The following is a 13,883-nucleotide window of genomic DNA, read 5'->3' as shown; positions in this document are numbered from 1 at the left end:
GCGTATGCGGTCACCCACCAAAAGATTTCTTTTATTGTGAGTAAAGAATCGATCCGGCTGTCAGAGCGCTTCGGTGACCGACCGCGGGATTTTCCCTCGCTCCCGCGTAGCTTGGTACCGTGTGCACGCTGACGCTCGCGTGGCGAGCCTTCGACGGCGCGCCGGTCGCGCTCGCCGCCAACCGAGATGAGGTCCTGAACCGCCCCGCAGAGCCGCCCGCGATCCGTGGCGGCGAGACCGGCACCGGTGACGGTGCTGTCGGCGACACCGACGATGAGGCTGTCTCCGGCAGCGCTCCCACCGACGCTGCTGCCGCCGCCCCCACCGACGACGCCGGCGCTGGCCGGTACGTCGCCCCGCGCGACGCGGAAGCCGGCGGGACGTGGATCGGCCTCACCGAGGGCGGCCTCGTCGTCGCCGTCACCAACCGTTGGCTCGATACCGACCGCGACGGGGACCGGTCCCGCGGGCTGCTCGTTCGCGACTGCCTCGACGCCGACTCCGCGGACGACGCCCGTCGCATCGTCGAACGAGAGACAGACGAGCGCGCGTACGACGGCTTCAACCTCGTGCTCGCCGACGCGCGGTCGGCGTTCCTGCTCGCGTACGACGGCGCGCTCACGGCAACGCGACTCGACCCCGGTGTCCACGTCGTCGGCAACGTCGGCGGCGTGGTCAACGGGGCGGAGCGGTTCGCGGTCCCCGAGCGACGGCGGGAGTTCGGCGAGGAACGCGCGGAGAGCACGCGATTGGTCGCCGACGCGCTCGCTCCGGACTCCGAGGAGTCGGCCACCGCGTGGCTCGACCGCGCCGGCGAGGTCCTCTCCGACCACGAGTACGGAGCGTGTCTCCACGGCGACGGGTTCGGGACGGTGTCGTTCACGCGGATCCGGACCGGCTCCGACCCCGCGTTCGCGTACGCGGACGGCCCGCCCTGCGAGACCGATCCGGCGGCCGTGTCGCTTCCGGCCGGATTCGGCACCGCCGACGCCGACGGCGGGAGCGGTGTGGACGACGCCGACGGCGCGGAAAGCCAGTTTTAAGCGACTCGCGGGCGGCTGTCAGAGTATGAGCGCGACCGAACTCGAGGCCGACCTGTCCGCTGACGAGCGCGACGGCCTCGACCTCATCCGCGAGACCGGAGGCATCCATCAGAGCGACTTCTGGAAGGAACTCGACGTCTCCTCGCGGAAGGGGAGCCGCATCGCGGAGGCGTTGGCGGAGTCCGGGCTCATCCAGCGCGAGGAGACCGTCTACGACGGCCACAACACCTACTACTTGGAGCCCGCACCCCGCGATCTGGACTTCTCGCTTCTGATGGCCGGCGACATGCTGTCGCCGTTCATCGGCGAGGAGGAAGTCGACCCGCAGGCTGACGCCTTCTCACAGTGGATGATGAACCTCGCGTACGAGGAGTACTAGCTCGGCGTTCTGACGGGAGACAGCGAGTTCGACGGCACCGAACGTGCGCCGCGCCGGACGCGACGTCGGGATATACGACTCACGACCCCCCACGTCGCTGCCGGTCGCGGGCCTCTTTTATGCCGAGCGCGTGAATGCACGACCACATGACACGCGCGCTGTTCGTCGTGAGCGAGGAGGGGTACTGGGCTGAAGAGTGCATCGAGCCGCTGTCGACCCTAGAGAGCGAAGGCGTCGACGTGACGGTCGCGACCCCCTCGGGGTCGCCGCCGGTCGTCGACGAGCGTTCGCTGGAGCCGGACGCGGCCGGCGGCGAAGAGGCGGCGGCCGAGTTCCGCGAGGTCGACGAGACGCACCCGGAACTCACCGACCCCGCACCGCTCGCGAGCGTCGACGCCGACGGCTACGACGCCGTGGTGTTCCCCGGCGGCCACGGCACCGTCTGGGACGTGAATCAGGACCGGCACGCCCGCCAGCTCCTGCTCGATACGATCGCCGGCGACGAGGGCGTCGCGCTCGTCGTCTGTCACGCGGTCGGCATCCTCGCCTTTACCCGCGAGGCCGACGGGACGCCGCTCGTGGAGGGACGCGACGTCACCGGCTTCCCGAACGAGTGGGAAGAAGGGATCGTTGACGACGAGGACGTGCTGCCGGACGGCCGGAAGCTCCCTTACTGGGTCGAAGACGAGGTCGTGCTCGCCGGGGCAAACTGGGACGCCGAACTCGACGCGGACGAGAGCGTCACCGTCGACGGCGACCTGATCACCGGCCGCGGGCCGGGGTCGTCGTCCGCGGCCGCTCGGACGCTTCTGGACGAACTGTAGGCGGTCGAATCTGGACGAACTGTAGGCGGTCGAAGCGCCCTCGCCGTCTGGTCACCGGATCACGAACTGTGGCTCCGCGATCCGTTCGCTCTTGCACTCGGGACACCGCGACGGTTCGTTGACCGGGTCGTCGAAGCCGTCGAACCCGCACGCGCGGCACTCCGGTGGCGCGACGAGGAACTGCTCTGTCCCGTCGCTCTCTGCGACCGACCGCGAGACGTGGTCGAGGTGGTCGTACACCACGGGCGTCGGCAGCGACAGCGACGCGCCGAGGTCGCTCGCGGTCGACGCGCCCTCGCGGAGCGCCTCGGCGATGCGCTGGCGGGTCGTCTCCGTCTCCATAGTGGGCGTTCGTCGTCATCGAATAAAACGCCGACGGCGGCGTCACGCCATCCAGAGCAGACGGAGGTTGCTCGCGGTGAGGAGCGTGCCGACGAGCGTGAGAAAGACGGGGGGAAAATAATAGAGATGGGTGTCGCCCTCACGCGCGCCCTGAACGCTAATCCGGAGCATCGCGAGATAGACGACGAGCTTCAGGGCGACCAGCCCGGCGAGCCCGAACGCGTCGACCGCGACTGCGACCACCGGGTTCGCCTCGTCGACGGCGGGAACGTACCGCAGGAACGCGATAGTCGAGACGATGTCGCCGACGCCGTACGTCGTCGTCGCCGCGATCCAAAGCGAGTAGAACTCGCGCGTGCGGCGATGGTAGACGGGCGGGCGGGAGTCGGCGTCACCGGGGCGAGACACGACTGATCCAGTCGCGGACCGGGCCTGTATCTGTCGGGTCGCACTCCAACGCCGTCGTTCGCGGCGCGGCCTAACAGGGCGGCGGTAAGGTGGCCGACCCGCATCCGGATCGTTCAATGTCGCCCAGGCGGAGTGATAAGCATGGGCACGCCACTCGACTCGCGAGAAGACCAGGTCGCGGAGGTCCTCGACCGGCTCTACGAGGAGTATCCCGACTCCACTATCTCGCTCAACTACTCGAACCGGCTGGAGCTTCTCATCGCCGTGATCCTCTCGGCGCAGTGTACGGACGAGCGCGTGAACACGGTGTGTGCCGACCTGTTCGAGACGTACGAGACGCCCGAAGACTACGCCGACGCGCCCCAAGAGGAACTCGCGGAAGCGATACACTCCATCACCTACTACAACAACAAGGCGTCGTACATCCGCTCTGCGTGTGCGGACATCGCGGAGAAACACGACGGCGAGGTTCCGGACACGATGTCGGAGCTGACGGATCTCGCGGGCGTCGGACGGAAAACGGCGAACGTCGTCCTCCAGCACGGCCACGACGTCGTCGAGGGGATCGTCGTCGACACCCACGTCCAGCGGCTCACCCGGCGGCTCGGAATTACCGACGAAGAGAGCCCGACGAAGATCGAACAGGACCTCCTCGAGATCGTCCCCGAGAGCGACTGGCAACAATTCACACATCTCATGATAGACCACGGGCGCGCGGTGTGTACCGCGCGGAATCCCGACTGCGGCGAGTGCGTGCTCGCCGACATCTGCCCCTCCGCGAAACCGGACGCCGACGTCGATCTGGCCAGCGGCGAGGCGTGGTGAGCGGCGGCACGGCCACGCTCTCGGAAGATACCCTCACAGCACCGGTTCCGCGTTTCGGGTTCCAATCGATATAAGAGCGCGGGGGCGGAACGGACGGGTAATGGACCTCGGTTCGCGGGACGCGTTCGCTCGGATGGGGACGCTCGGCATCGAAGAGGAGTTCTACATCGTGGATGCCGAGGGCCGCCCGACGTCCGGAACCGACGACCTCGTCTACGGGCGAGATCCCCCGCCGGAGATCCCCGAGGGGTTCGACCACGAGCTTTTCACCTGCACCATCGAGGCGCAGACGCCGCTCATCGAGGATCCGAGTGACGCCGAATCGGCCCTCTCGACCGTGCGTCGCGCCCTCGTCGACCACGCGGCCGACGACGGCTATCGGATCGCCGCCGCGGGGCTCCATCCGACCGCGAAGTGGCGAGAGCTGGAACACGTCAAAAAACCCCGATATCAGGCCCAGCTGGACCGAATCCAGTACCCGCAACACCGGAATCTCACCGCGGGGTTACACGTCCACGTCGGCGTCGACGACGCCGACAAGGCGGTGTGGGTCGCCAACCGGCTCCGGTGGCACTGTCCCGTGTTGCTCGCGCTGTCGGCGAACTCCCCGTACTGGTACGACTTCGACACCGGCCTCGCGTCGGCTCGCGCGAAGGTGTTCGAGAACCTCCCGAACACCGGCGTTCCGTCGGCGTTCACGGACTTCGAGGCGTTCCAGCGATACGAGCGCCGGATGGTCGAGACCGACTCCATCGCCGACCGCGGCGAACTCTGGTTCGACGTGCGCCCGCACACCGGTCACGGCACCGTCGAGGTTCGCGCGCCGGACGCCCAGCGCGACCCCGGAGTCACCCTCGCGTTGGTCGAGTACGTCCACGCGCTCGTCGTCGACTACGCCGAACGCTACGCGGACGGGGAGCGCTCGGCAGATCCGCTCCGGCGGGAACTCCTCGACGAGAACAAGTGGCGGGCGATCCGCCATGGCCACGACGCGTCGTTCGTCGACCGGGACGGCGAGTCCACGATATCGCTCGGCGAGGTGGTAGACGCCGAGTGCGACCGGCTGGGCGTCTCCGGCATTCGCGACGTGTACGAGTCGGAGAGCGGTGCGGCGCGGCAGCGACGTCTCCGAGACGAGGCGGGCGTCGACGCGCTGTGTGCCGACCTGATCGTCGCACCGTAGCCTTCGCCACCGGCCTGTCGAGTTCCGTCGTCACAGAAACGACGAGAAACCCTTTTGAGCGAGCGGACCCCAGTTCCGGATATGACTACGGACGACGTCGACGGCGAAGAGTCCCCGACGAAACGCACCCGCGAGGAGCTTCGAAGGACGAAAGCACGGCTCGGAGAGGGCGCAGACAAGGCGGTACAAGAGTTCGACGACAACGTCGTCGACCTCCTCTCGTGGCTGTTGGACACGGAGACGCGCGCGCGAATCTACGTCTATCTCCGCGACAATCCACAGAGCACGAGCGACGAGGTCGCCGACGGGACGGGACTCTACCCGAGCACGGTCCGAGAGGCGCTCGCCGAACTCCACGACGAGGGGACGGTTGAGCGCGACAAGCGCGAGGCGAGCGGGGCGGGCAACAACCCCTACGAGTACGAAGCGATCGCGCCGAGCGAGTTGGTTCGCGGCGTCGTCGGCGACGTCCAGCGAGAGCTGAACGCCGTGTTCAACCTGGATCGGCGGCTCGGCGGAGAATCACCCGAAGGCGACGCAGACCCCGTCCAGATCTCCGTCGGCGACGCCGCCTCTGGCACGGATGACGAGTCCACCACCGAGGAGGCGGCAGACGAGTCGGATTCGGACGACCGCTGACACCGACACGCGCCGATCCGAGTGCGCCTTTTGAGCGCGCTGCCGACGCACCTCGGGACTCCGGCTTCGTGACCATTTAAGTCCTGCCCGCGCAACGGATGGACATGAACGTCGCGCTGGGGGGTACGTTCGATCCCGTTCACGACGGCCACCGGAAGCTGTTCGAACGGGCGTTCGAGCTGGGGGACGTCACCGTGGGGCTCACCTCTGACGAACTCGCGCCGAAGACCCGACACGTCGAGCGGTACGTCCGTCCGTACGACCGCCGGAAGCGCGACCTCGAATCCGAACTCGCGCCGCGCGCGGAGCAATACGGTCGCGAGTACGCGATCCGCGAACTGACCGAACCGACCGGCATCGCCGTCGAACCGGAGTTCGACGCGCTCATCGTCTCGCCTGAAACGAAAGACGGCGGAAAACGGATAAACGAGATCCGCACCGAGCGAGGACACGAGCCCCTCGACGTCGTCGTGGTCGACCACGTTGAGGCCGACGACGGCAAGCGCATCTCCTCGACGCGGATCGTCGCCGGCGAGATCGACGAACACGGCCACCTCACCCCCGACCGAGAGGGCCGGGGTGCGACGCGTCCGGAATGACAGACGGCTCCGACTCCTCCCGGCTCGTGCGTGCTCTCCTCGGAAACGCGCGGTTCGAGCGCGCCGCCGTGTGGAGCGCCGCCGGCTTCGGCGTCTCGTACGTCGCCTTTGACGTCGTCGCGCTCGGAGCGGACATCCTCGCCACGCTCGGCGTCGCATCGTCGACCGCCGCCAGCGCGACGACCCTGCCGGCCGCCGCCGTCGTCACGGCGGTGACCGTCGTCGGCGTCGCCGCCTTCGGCGCGACCGGCGGCGGCGTCCTCCCCGCCGCGGCGCTCGCGTACGGCCCCCTCGCGGCCGCGCTCCTCAGGACGATCGGACCGACGGCGTACGCACTGCCGGTCGATGAGGGGATCTCGCTCGCGGTCGCGCTCGGTGAACCGCTGGCGGCCGCCGTCGCCGGCGCGGTCGCGGTCGGCGTCGTCGGATCCGTTCTCGGTCGCGCGATCGCCGGAATCGGATCGAATACCGACGAGACTGCGGGCTCCTCGTCGGCCGACGACGACGGCCCGGACGCGTCGGGTGCGGCCGCGGACGACTGACCGCGGGTCGAACGGGTGAACGTGTCGGTCGCGTTCTCCGCCTCCGACGGCGTTCTCTACTCCACGCTCCCGTTCAGCACCTTCGCCGCGACGAGTATGGGGTCCCACACGGGGCTGAAGGGCGGGGCGTACGCCAGATCCAGTCGCTCCACCTCGCCGACCGTCATGTCCGCTTCGAGCGCGGTCGCAACCGTGTCGATCCGGACCGCGGCGCGGTCGGGTCCGGAGATGCTCCCGCCGAGCAGACGACCGGTGTCGCGGTCGGCGACGAGCGTCACGTCGGTCGCGGCCGCGCCCGGGTAGTAGCCGGACCGCGATCCCGCGGTCACCGTCTCACGGACCGGGTCGAACCCGGCCTCGCGGGCCGCCGTGTCGTCGAGGATCCCCGCGCGGCCGGCCTCCATGTCGAACGCTTTCACCACGGCGGTGGCGGCGATGTCGCCGACCGGCGTCGGATCGCCGGCGGCCGTCGCTCCTATCGCTCGCCCCGCTCGGTTCGCGGTGAGCCCGAGCGGCATCCACGCGTCCTCGCCAGTGACCGCGTGGCGCGCGGTCGCGCAGTCGCCGGCGGCGTACACGTCCGGGAGGGTTGTCCGACCGTACTCGTCGGTCCTGACCGCCCCGCCCTCGCCGAGGTCGACGCCGGTGCCGTCGAGGAGGTCGGTGTTCGGGCGGATACCGACACCGACGACAGCCATGTCGACCGCGAGCGTCAGGTTGTCGCCGTCTTCTCCTTCCTGACCGTACGCGATCGCCTCGACCAGATCGTCGCCGACGATCGCGTCGACGGGGGCGTTCGTGTGGACCGTCACCCCGCGCTCGGCGAGCGCCTCCTCCACGCGTTCGCCGACGGCCGCGCCGAAGTCCGAGAGGAGGTGACCGGAGCGGTGGAACAGGTGCACGTCGAGCCCGCGCTCGGTGAGCGCTTCCGCCATCTCGACGCCGACGTACCCGCCGCCGACGATCGCGGCGGTCTCCGGTGCGTCCATCGCGGCGTTGCGCTCGACGCGCTCGCGGTCGACGGCGCTCACGTCCGCGCGGTCGGGGTCGTACTCCGCGGGGTCGGCGACGTACGCGTCGATCGCGGCCGCGGCGTCCATATCGTGGAGGGTGAACGCGCCGTCGAGCCCCCGCACATCGAACGAACCGGTCGTCGCCCGCCCGCCCGTGGCCACGAGCAGGTCGCCGTACGGCTGCTCGATTCGCTCGCCGTCGGCGGTCGCGACCGTGACCGCCTTCGCGTCGGGGTCGACCGCGACCACCTCGTGGCCCCGCCGGAGGTCGATCCCACGCTCGTCGACCTCGCTCGGCGACAGCGACAGCAGGTTCGACATGCGCTCGACGCGCCCCTCGATGAAGTACGGCATTCCGCAGTAGGCGTACGAGATCCACTGTCCCTTCTCGAAGACGACGACCTCGCGATCGGGTGCCTCCCGGCGGAACTTGCTGGCGGCGCTCAGGCCGGCCGCGTCCGCACCGACGACAACGAACGGATCGCTCATGCTGCGGAGAACGGTGGGTGCGGTGAAAAACCCACGGCGGTCGGACGGTCCCGTCGTCCGATCCGGCGTCGTCCGATCCGGCGTCGTCCGATCCGGCGTCGTCCGATCCGGCGTCGTCCGATCAGGTGTCGTCCGGGTCGGTCGCACCCGGTCCGTCACCGTCGCCATCGGCCAGCCGCGATAGCGTTTCGCGAGCGTTCTCGACGGCTGCGGGCTGTTTCGCCGGGTACGCCTCCACCTTCGCTCGAACGGTGATCCCGGGGCCGAGTCGGACGTCGCCGCGGAAGGCGGCCTGCTTGTCGACGCGCAAGAAGAGCGCGCAGTTGTCGTCGACGCGGTCGTCGAGTTCGTCGATCACGCGTTCGACGTCGTCGAGGTCGGCGAGGGCGTCGAGTACGTGACGCATCCCGTCGGCGTTCTCGACGCGGGCGGAGAGCACGACGATGCGGTCGCCGTGGTGGCCGACGTTCTCGACGCGGTCGATCTCGGCGTCTTCGGGGAGGAACGTGCGGAGGGCGTCCGTGACCCGCTTTTCGTCCTCGGTGGCGTACGCGAACGCGCGGAGATCGACGTAGTGGAACGGGACTGTGGGCATTACGAAGTAAACCGGTGGGGGGCGTTACTCGTCGCTCTCGACGGCGTCGAGGGACTCCTCGGGAACGCCGGTCTCCTGACCGTCCTCGAAGCTGACGGTGTAGGTCGCGTCGCCGAACATCGTCTCCATGACCTGCGTGATCGTGCCCGTCTCGCCGTCGTACTCGCTGTGTTTGTCGTGGAGTACGACCTCGTCTTCCTTCTCGAAGCTCATGGATGTCTGTTCCGCTGGAACAGTTAAAAGCGCGCGGATCCCGAACGCCCCCGTCGAGACCCCGGAGAAAGACCCCACCCCGCAGGCGATGTGAACTGTGCTGTCACCACCCAGCAGGCGATGTGAACTGTGCTGTCACCACACTGCGAGCAACGCGGCGATCACCGACACCGCGATGACGCCGCCGACCGCGAGCGAGACGATCGCGCTGTCGATAGTGAGCGCAACCGCGATACCCGCGACGACGGCGACGAGCGCGAGCAGGGCCGCGGGCACGCCGCCGCGTTCGACGAACCGGTCGAGCGCGTTCTCGATGCGCTGTCTCGTCGGCGTCTCCGGCGGTCGTTCCGGTGGCTTCGTGAACGTCTCGTCGACCGCGACGGTATCGGCCTCGGCGTCGGCCGGCGGGTCGATCTGTACGTCCACGTACCGCGTCTCCGAGCCGTACCCCGTGACGATCTTCAGCTTACCGCGGATCGGCTCCCGGAGATCAGCGGCGGAGACGGACACGTGAACGTGTCTCGTCGCCTCGTCGTCGACGAAGTGGTTCGTCTCGTCGACCGACGCGACCCGATTGAGATCGTCGTCGAAGTGAATGTGGACGTGTGTCGAGCGTCCTCGGTTCTCGAACGCGATAGGGAACGGACCGCTCGCCGAGAAACGGTCCGGAGCCCGTATCTCGTGGACCGAATCTCCGTTCAGTTCGACGACGAGTGTCGGCACATGTGGGCCGACGGACTCACACTAAAAAAAGATGCAGTACGATTCACCGTGCGCGTCTACGCAGGTGGGCGTCTCGCTTCCCACCGGCTCAAGCGGCCGCCTCGTCTCGCATGTCCGGAGGAAGGAGGTTCGGGATGCCGTCTTCGATCGGGTACGTCTCCCCGCACTCGGTGCATGTGAGGGTCCCGCGCAGCACCTCCGATCCGTCCCGCTCGTCGGAGTCGAGGTCGAGGTCGGCCTTGTCGAGCGGACAACAGACGACGTCCATCAGAGATTCTTTCATGTCACCCGGTTCGCGTGCGTCGGTAAAAAGCCGTGCGGGTCGGACGGGACGGCGAAGAGTGAGTCGCCCGGCCAAGACGGCGGCCGATGACAACGATTTTGACGGTCGGCCCCGCCGAACGGCGTATGGGGATCCCGTCGGAACGGATCGAGCGGCTGTTCGCGCTGGCGCGCGAGGCGGTCGTCGACGACGAGTACGACAGGGCCCGCGGGTACGTGGCGCTCGCGCGCCGGATCGCGGAGCGGAACCGCTGTGGCGTCCCCGCCGCGTTCTCGCGGCGCACCTGCGACGACTGCGACGTGTACCTGCGTCCGGGGAAGACGAGCCGGATCAGACTCGGCCCGGGGCGCGTCGTCGTCCGCTGTCGCGAGTGCGGGTCGACCGCTCGGTACCCGTTCGACTGACGGTCGGCGCTCCCCGCTCGACCGCCGACTCACTCCGTGTAGGCGATACGAACCTGCTCCCACTTCCCGACGTCCTCCAAGTGCGCCTGCAGTTCGTCTGCGTACTCTTGAACGAGCCGTTCGGCCGCGTCGAGTTCCTCGTCAGACACGCCGTCGCCGCCGCTCCCGCCGAGACCGAGTGCGCCCTTGATCGAGTCGACGACCCCTCCGCCGGACTCGCTGCCGCCGGACCCACCCGGCGCGCCGCCCATCGCCGCGACCTGTGACCTGACGTTCTCCAGCTCCGGCATGATCGTCGGAAGGTTCGACGTGTCGGCGACCAGGCCGGCCGCGTCCGGATCGCCGGCGTTCTCTATTTCGAACTCGACAGCGGTCATGATGAGGCCCCACTCTTGGCTAGTGAATCGGGACTCGGCCACGCGGTCGTTGAACTGGGTGTCGACGGTCATTCGTTCGCCGACGATCGCGTCTGTCCACTCGCTCATACGCGGCCGTTCGGCGGTCGCGAGTAAAAGTCCGTTCCCGCGCGAGCGTCGCCGTCGGCGCGGTCAGCGCGACCGGCTATCGCCTCCCGGCTTGCGCGCCCCGCCGCCTACCTGAGCCCGTCGAACGCCCCGCCCGCCAGTCCCGGACCGCTCGGCACCGCGACGGTCCCGTCGGCGACCGGACACGGATCGGGAGCGAGGTCGTCTTCGAGGAGCGACCCGGTCGCGAGGCCACAGGGCGACACGTCGGGGATCGCGGCCGCGACGTGGACCGCGGCGGTCCTCGCGACGACCCCGTCGATCGTCGTGGTGACGACCGCATCGACGCCGGCCGCGCGAGCTCGCACCGCGGCGGACAGCGCTCGATCTGGTCCGCCGAAGGCCATCGGTTTCACCACGATCACGTCGGCCGCACGGGCGTCGAGGACCGCGTCGAGGTCGTGGTCGGCAAGCGACTCGTCGAGGGCTATCGGCACCGGTGCGTCGGCCCGGAGGCGACCTGCCCCGTCGAGGTCGGCGGGGGGGAGCGGCTGCTCGACGTACGCTAGGTCGAGCGGCGCGAACCGATCGAGCGCCTCTCGGGCCGTCTCCCGGTCCCACGCGCCGTTCGCGTCGGCCCGAAGCGCGGCCGCGTCACCGACGGCGTCGCGGACCGCGCGGAGCCGCGCCGCGTCCGCGTCGACCGACCGCGCGCCGACTTTCACCTTGAGACAGTCGAACCCCTCGTCGACGGCGCGGCTCGCGGCCGCCGCCGTCGCGGTCGGGTCGCCGTCGCCGATCGTTGCGTTGACCGACACCGTTTCGCTCGGAGACGGGAGGTCACGGTCCGCGGCGAGTTCCGCCGACAGCGACCGCTCGGCGTCGCGGGCCGCGGCGTCCGCGAGCGCGAGCGCGAGTCCGTGGCGGGCCGCAGGCGTCTCTCTCGGGTCGAGGCGGGAGAGCGGATCGGAGGCGAGCCTCTCGTCGGCCCCCGCGTCCCGAAGCGCGGCGTCACACGCCGACAGCGACTCGGTCCAGCCGGACAACGGCGTCGCTTCGCCGATCCCGGTCGCGGAGGCCGATTCCGTCTCGTCCGGGGCGACGGAAACGACGTACCCCTCGCGCTCGCGGATCGGTCCGCGGGCGGTGTCGAGCGGGCGCGCCAGTTCGAGCGCGAACGGGCGCAGCGACGCCCGGGTCACAGCGCGATCCCGACGGCGAACGCGACGGCGTACGCCGCGAGGAGCTTGCCGGTCGATTCGAGCGCCGGGTTGAGCGCGTCGCCGGCCGTCTCCGTCAGGACGGTCCGGGCGACCGCGGCGGCGATCGGGAGCGTGACGAGCGGGAGGAGCGCGGCGAACCCGTACCCGTTCGCGACGAACCAGAACGGGACGGCGTACGCGAGCGCGAGCAGCGCGCAGAACTGCGCGCGCGAGAATCGGTAGCCGAACCGCACCGCGAGGGTGCGTTTCCCCGTCTCGGCGTCCTCGTCGCGGTCGCGGACGTTGTTGACGACGAGGATGTTCGTCGAGAGCGCGGCGATCGGGAGGCTGGCGGCTACCGCGGCGGGCGTGACGGTTCCGGGCGGAACCCACAGCGGGAACGCGCCGGCGGCGAGCGCCGCGGCCTGCACGTAGTAGGTGCCCGTCACGGCGATCACGCCGAAGAAGACGAACACGAACACGTCGCCGAGCCCGTGGTACCCCAGCGGGTACGGGCCGCCCGTGTAGGCGATACCGGCGGCCACGGACGCGAGCCCGATCACGAGGATCGGGACGCCGCCGACGGCGACGAGGTAGGTCCCGACGGCGATCGCGGTCGCGAACGTGAGCCACATCGCCCGCTTCACTTCGTGGGGTTCGATGAGTCCGCTAGCGACCACGCGGGTGAACCCCTCGCGGTCGTCGGTGTCCGCGCCCTGGATCGCGTCGTAGTAGTCGTTCGCGAAGTTCGTCCCCACCTGGATCAGCGCCGCACCGACGAGCGCCGCCACCGCGGGAAGCGGGGCGAACACGCCGGCGTCGACCGCCAGTCCGACGCCGACGATCACGGGCGCGGCCGCCGCGGGCAGCGTCTGCGGCCGCGCGGCGATCAGCCACGCCCGCCGCCGCGATACCTCAGCGTTCATTACGCGTGGTTGGGTCGGTTCGCCCCTTAAGGTTACCATCGCCGACGCCGAGACGCGCAGCGCGCGGCCGCGATCGCCTCCGTCGCCCCCGGTGAGACCCGCCATCGACAGTCCCGGCCAACGCCACCGAGGCGCACACAGCTATCCCCGTGCTCTGTGAGAGAGGACTATGGCCCGCGTACCATACGCCGACGCGTCTGACGTCCCGGACGAACACGAGGACCTCCTCCAGTCGTCGCTGCAGGGGAAGCCCATGCACGTCTACGAGTCGATCGGCAACAACCCCGACGTGCTCGTCGGACTCCGGTCATTCTTCGGATCGCTGTGGACGGACAGCGGACTCACGGACCGAGAACGGGAACTCGTGATCCTCGCGGTCGCCGCCGAGGCGGGAAACCGATACGAGTGGCACCAGCACGTCAACATCGCTCGCGAGGTGGGGATCGTCGACGACGACATCGCCGCGGTCGGACGTGGCGACCTCGCCTCGCTCGACGACGACGAGGCAACGCTTCTAGAGTACGCGCTGGCGGTGGCCCGCAACGAGGTCGATGCGATCGTCCACGCCGAGATCGCCGCGCTGTACGAGGACGACGCGGTTGTCGGAATCGCCGCGATAGCGGGTGCCTACGGTGCGCTCGGACAGATGATCGACGCCTTCGATCTCGACTTAGAGGAGGGCACGTCGTTTCACGGCTGGGACCCGCGGTAGCGGCGACGCCCCGGCCGCACCCTCGTCGCCGTCGACCCGCGCGGCGACGCCCCGGCCGCACCCTCGTCGCCGTCG

The 13,883-nt window shown here is 69.4% G+C and carries 20 protein-coding genes; 10 read left to right on the top strand and 10 right to left on the bottom strand.

The genetic code is table 11. The annotated features are described in order from the left end of the window. Nucleotides 1-119 precede the first annotated feature (119 nt). The 3 genes from EP28_RS02350 to EP28_RS02340 all read left to right on the top strand — a co-directional run bounded on the left by EP28_RS02350 (nucleotide 120) and on the right by EP28_RS02340 (nucleotide 2,246). Entirely contained in the window at nucleotides 120-1,043 is a 924-nt protein-coding gene (locus tag EP28_RS02350) for an NRDE family protein (RefSeq protein WP_049982388.1), read from the top strand. A 25-nt stretch (nucleotides 1,044-1,068) separates the two neighbouring features. Continuing rightward, on the top strand, nucleotides 1,069-1,422 hold the full coding sequence (locus tag EP28_RS02345; RefSeq protein ID WP_049982387.1) for a helix-turn-helix transcriptional regulator: 354 nt from the start codon (nucleotides 1,069-1,071) through the stop codon (nucleotides 1,420-1,422). Nucleotides 1,423-1,568: 146 nt separating this feature from the next. Beyond that, complete coding sequence (locus EP28_RS02340; protein ID WP_049982386.1) at nucleotides 1,569-2,246, top strand: type 1 glutamine amidotransferase domain-containing protein; 678 nt, start codon at nucleotides 1,569-1,571, stop codon at nucleotides 2,244-2,246. Between the two features lie 51 nt (nucleotides 2,247-2,297). On the opposite strand, the gene EP28_RS02335 is transcribed toward EP28_RS02340, so the two are convergent. Together EP28_RS02335 and EP28_RS02330 are read right to left on the bottom strand one after the other, a co-directional pair. Beyond that, complete coding sequence (locus EP28_RS02335) at nucleotides 2,298-2,588, bottom strand: transcriptional regulator (RefSeq protein WP_049982385.1); 291 nt, start codon at nucleotides 2,586-2,588, stop codon at nucleotides 2,298-2,300. A gap of 42 nt (nucleotides 2,589-2,630) precedes the next feature. After that, on the bottom strand, nucleotides 2,631-2,996 hold the full coding sequence (locus EP28_RS02330; RefSeq protein ID WP_049982384.1) for a DUF5658 family protein: 366 nt from the start codon (nucleotides 2,994-2,996) through the stop codon (nucleotides 2,631-2,633). Nucleotides 2,997-3,137: 141 nt separating this feature from the next. Here EP28_RS02330 and nth point away from each other — a divergent pair, with 141 nt between their 5' ends. The 5 genes from nth (at nucleotide 3,138) to EP28_RS02305 (ending at nucleotide 6,784) form a co-directional block, all read left to right on the top strand. Next, complete coding sequence (gene nth / locus EP28_RS02325) at nucleotides 3,138-3,821, top strand: endonuclease III (protein WP_049982383.1); 684 nt, start codon at nucleotides 3,138-3,140, stop codon at nucleotides 3,819-3,821. A gap of 100 nt (nucleotides 3,822-3,921) precedes the next feature. Continuing rightward, entirely contained in the window at nucleotides 3,922-5,004 is a 1,083-nt protein-coding gene (locus tag EP28_RS02320; protein WP_049982382.1) for a glutamate--cysteine ligase, read from the top strand. 81 nt (nucleotides 5,005-5,085) lie between these two features. Further along, a complete protein-coding gene (locus EP28_RS02315) occupies nucleotides 5,086-5,643 on the top strand; it encodes a winged helix-turn-helix domain-containing protein (RefSeq protein ID WP_049982381.1) in 558 nt (185 codons plus the stop codon). A 104-nt stretch (nucleotides 5,644-5,747) separates the two neighbouring features. Continuing rightward, on the top strand, nucleotides 5,748-6,242 hold the full coding sequence (locus EP28_RS02310) for a phosphopantetheine adenylyltransferase (RefSeq protein ID WP_049982380.1): 495 nt from the start codon (nucleotides 5,748-5,750) through the stop codon (nucleotides 6,240-6,242). Then, on the top strand, nucleotides 6,239-6,784 hold the full coding sequence (locus EP28_RS02305; RefSeq protein WP_049982379.1) for a hypothetical protein: 546 nt from the start codon (nucleotides 6,239-6,241) through the stop codon (nucleotides 6,782-6,784). The genes EP28_RS02310 and EP28_RS02305 overlap by 4 nt, the downstream gene beginning before the upstream one ends. A gap of 56 nt (nucleotides 6,785-6,840) precedes the next feature. Here EP28_RS02305 and EP28_RS02300 read toward each other — a convergent pair whose 3' ends face one another. The 5 genes from EP28_RS02300 to EP28_RS02280 all read right to left on the bottom strand — a co-directional run bounded on the left by EP28_RS02300 (nucleotide 6,841) and on the right by EP28_RS02280 (nucleotide 10,100). Next, complete coding sequence (locus EP28_RS02300; protein ID WP_049982810.1) at nucleotides 6,841-8,286, bottom strand: FAD-dependent oxidoreductase; 1,446 nt, start codon at nucleotides 8,284-8,286, stop codon at nucleotides 6,841-6,843. Between the two features lie 121 nt (nucleotides 8,287-8,407). Continuing rightward, nucleotides 8,408-8,881, bottom strand: a complete 474-nt coding sequence (locus EP28_RS02295; RefSeq protein WP_049982378.1) for an RNA-binding protein — start codon at nucleotides 8,879-8,881, stop codon at nucleotides 8,408-8,410. A 24-nt stretch (nucleotides 8,882-8,905) separates the two neighbouring features. Continuing rightward, entirely contained in the window at nucleotides 8,906-9,094 is a 189-nt protein-coding gene (locus EP28_RS02290) for a hypothetical protein (protein WP_049982377.1), read from the bottom strand. A 135-nt stretch (nucleotides 9,095-9,229) separates the two neighbouring features. After that, nucleotides 9,230-9,817 carry a DUF7524 family protein gene (locus EP28_RS02285; RefSeq protein WP_049982376.1) on the bottom strand — a complete coding sequence of 196 codons (588 nt, stop codon included), beginning with the start codon at nucleotides 9,815-9,817 and terminating at the stop codon, nucleotides 9,230-9,232. Between the two features lie 88 nt (nucleotides 9,818-9,905). Beyond that, entirely contained in the window at nucleotides 9,906-10,100 is a 195-nt protein-coding gene (locus EP28_RS02280; RefSeq protein ID WP_049982375.1) for a methytransferase partner Trm112, read from the bottom strand. Between the two features lie 125 nt (nucleotides 10,101-10,225). Between EP28_RS02280 and EP28_RS02275 the strand changes: the two genes are divergently transcribed. Then, nucleotides 10,226-10,504, top strand: coding sequence for a ribonuclease P protein component 4 (locus EP28_RS02275; protein WP_049982374.1), 279 nt, complete (start codon nucleotides 10,226-10,228; stop codon nucleotides 10,502-10,504). A gap of 29 nt (nucleotides 10,505-10,533) precedes the next feature. Here the strand turns inward: EP28_RS02275 and EP28_RS02270 are convergent, their stop codons facing one another. From EP28_RS02270 to EP28_RS02260, 3 genes are all read right to left on the bottom strand, one after another. Continuing rightward, nucleotides 10,534-10,989, bottom strand: coding sequence for a DUF5799 family protein (locus tag EP28_RS02270; RefSeq protein ID WP_049982373.1), 456 nt, complete (start codon nucleotides 10,987-10,989; stop codon nucleotides 10,534-10,536). Nucleotides 10,990-11,096: 107 nt separating this feature from the next. Then, entirely contained in the window at nucleotides 11,097-12,170 is a 1,074-nt protein-coding gene (locus EP28_RS02265) for a mandelate racemase/muconate lactonizing enzyme family protein (protein ID WP_049982372.1), read from the bottom strand. Continuing rightward, nucleotides 12,167-13,096 (bottom strand): 1,4-dihydroxy-2-naphthoate polyprenyltransferase, encoded by a 930-nt coding sequence (locus EP28_RS02260; RefSeq protein WP_049982371.1) that lies wholly within the window; start codon nucleotides 13,094-13,096, stop codon nucleotides 12,167-12,169. The genes EP28_RS02265 and EP28_RS02260 overlap by 4 nt, the downstream gene beginning before the upstream one ends. Nucleotides 13,097-13,265: 169 nt before the next feature. Here EP28_RS02260 and EP28_RS02255 point away from each other — a divergent pair, with 169 nt between their 5' ends. Next, a complete protein-coding gene (locus tag EP28_RS02255) occupies nucleotides 13,266-13,808 on the top strand; it encodes a carboxymuconolactone decarboxylase family protein (protein ID WP_049982370.1) in 543 nt (180 codons plus the stop codon). Nucleotides 13,809-13,883 lie beyond the last annotated feature (75 nt).

This window comes from Halorubrum sp. BV1 (genome assembly GCF_000746205.1).
Classification (GTDB): Archaea; Halobacteriota; Halobacteria; order Halobacteriales; family Haloferacaceae; genus Halorubrum.
This window is presented reverse-complemented; position numbering and strand designations above follow the sequence as displayed.

Excerpts from the sequence above, each read along its gene's own strand:
- EP28_RS02340 (WP_049982386.1), top strand. The coding sequence starts at position 1,569 with ATGACACGCGCGCTGTTCGTCGTGAGCGAGGAGGGGTACTGGGCTGAA.
- EP28_RS02295 (WP_049982378.1), bottom strand. The coding sequence starts at position 8,881 with ATGCCCACAGTCCCGTTCCACTACGTCGATCTCCGCGCGTTCGCGTAC.
- EP28_RS02310 (WP_049982380.1), top strand. The coding sequence starts at position 5,748 with ATGAACGTCGCGCTGGGGGGTACGTTCGATCCCGTTCACGACGGCCAC.
- EP28_RS02320 (WP_049982382.1), top strand. The coding sequence starts at position 3,922 with ATGGACCTCGGTTCGCGGGACGCGTTCGCTCGGATGGGGACGCTCGGC.
- EP28_RS02275 (WP_049982374.1), top strand. The coding sequence starts at position 10,226 with ATGGGGATCCCGTCGGAACGGATCGAGCGGCTGTTCGCGCTGGCGCGC.
- EP28_RS02300 (WP_049982810.1), bottom strand. The coding sequence starts at position 8,286 with ATGAGCGATCCGTTCGTTGTCGTCGGTGCGGACGCGGCCGGCCTGAGC.
- EP28_RS02315 (WP_049982381.1), top strand. The coding sequence starts at position 5,086 with ATGACTACGGACGACGTCGACGGCGAAGAGTCCCCGACGAAACGCACC.
- EP28_RS02270 (WP_049982373.1), bottom strand. The coding sequence starts at position 10,989 with ATGAGCGAGTGGACAGACGCGATCGTCGGCGAACGAATGACCGTCGAC.
- EP28_RS02305 (WP_049982379.1), top strand. The coding sequence starts at position 6,239 with ATGACAGACGGCTCCGACTCCTCCCGGCTCGTGCGTGCTCTCCTCGGA.
- EP28_RS02255 (WP_049982370.1), top strand. The coding sequence starts at position 13,266 with ATGGCCCGCGTACCATACGCCGACGCGTCTGACGTCCCGGACGAACAC.
- EP28_RS02260 (WP_049982371.1), bottom strand. The coding sequence starts at position 13,096 with ATGAACGCTGAGGTATCGCGGCGGCGGGCGTGGCTGATCGCCGCGCGG.
- nth (WP_049982383.1), top strand. The coding sequence starts at position 3,138 with ATGGGCACGCCACTCGACTCGCGAGAAGACCAGGTCGCGGAGGTCCTC.
- EP28_RS02345 (WP_049982387.1), top strand. The coding sequence starts at position 1,069 with ATGAGCGCGACCGAACTCGAGGCCGACCTGTCCGCTGACGAGCGCGAC.
- EP28_RS02280 (WP_049982375.1), bottom strand. The coding sequence starts at position 10,100 with ATGAAAGAATCTCTGATGGACGTCGTCTGTTGTCCGCTCGACAAGGCC.
- EP28_RS02290 (WP_049982377.1), bottom strand. The coding sequence starts at position 9,094 with ATGAGCTTCGAGAAGGAAGACGAGGTCGTACTCCACGACAAACACAGC.
- EP28_RS02335 (WP_049982385.1), bottom strand. The coding sequence starts at position 2,588 with ATGGAGACGGAGACGACCCGCCAGCGCATCGCCGAGGCGCTCCGCGAG.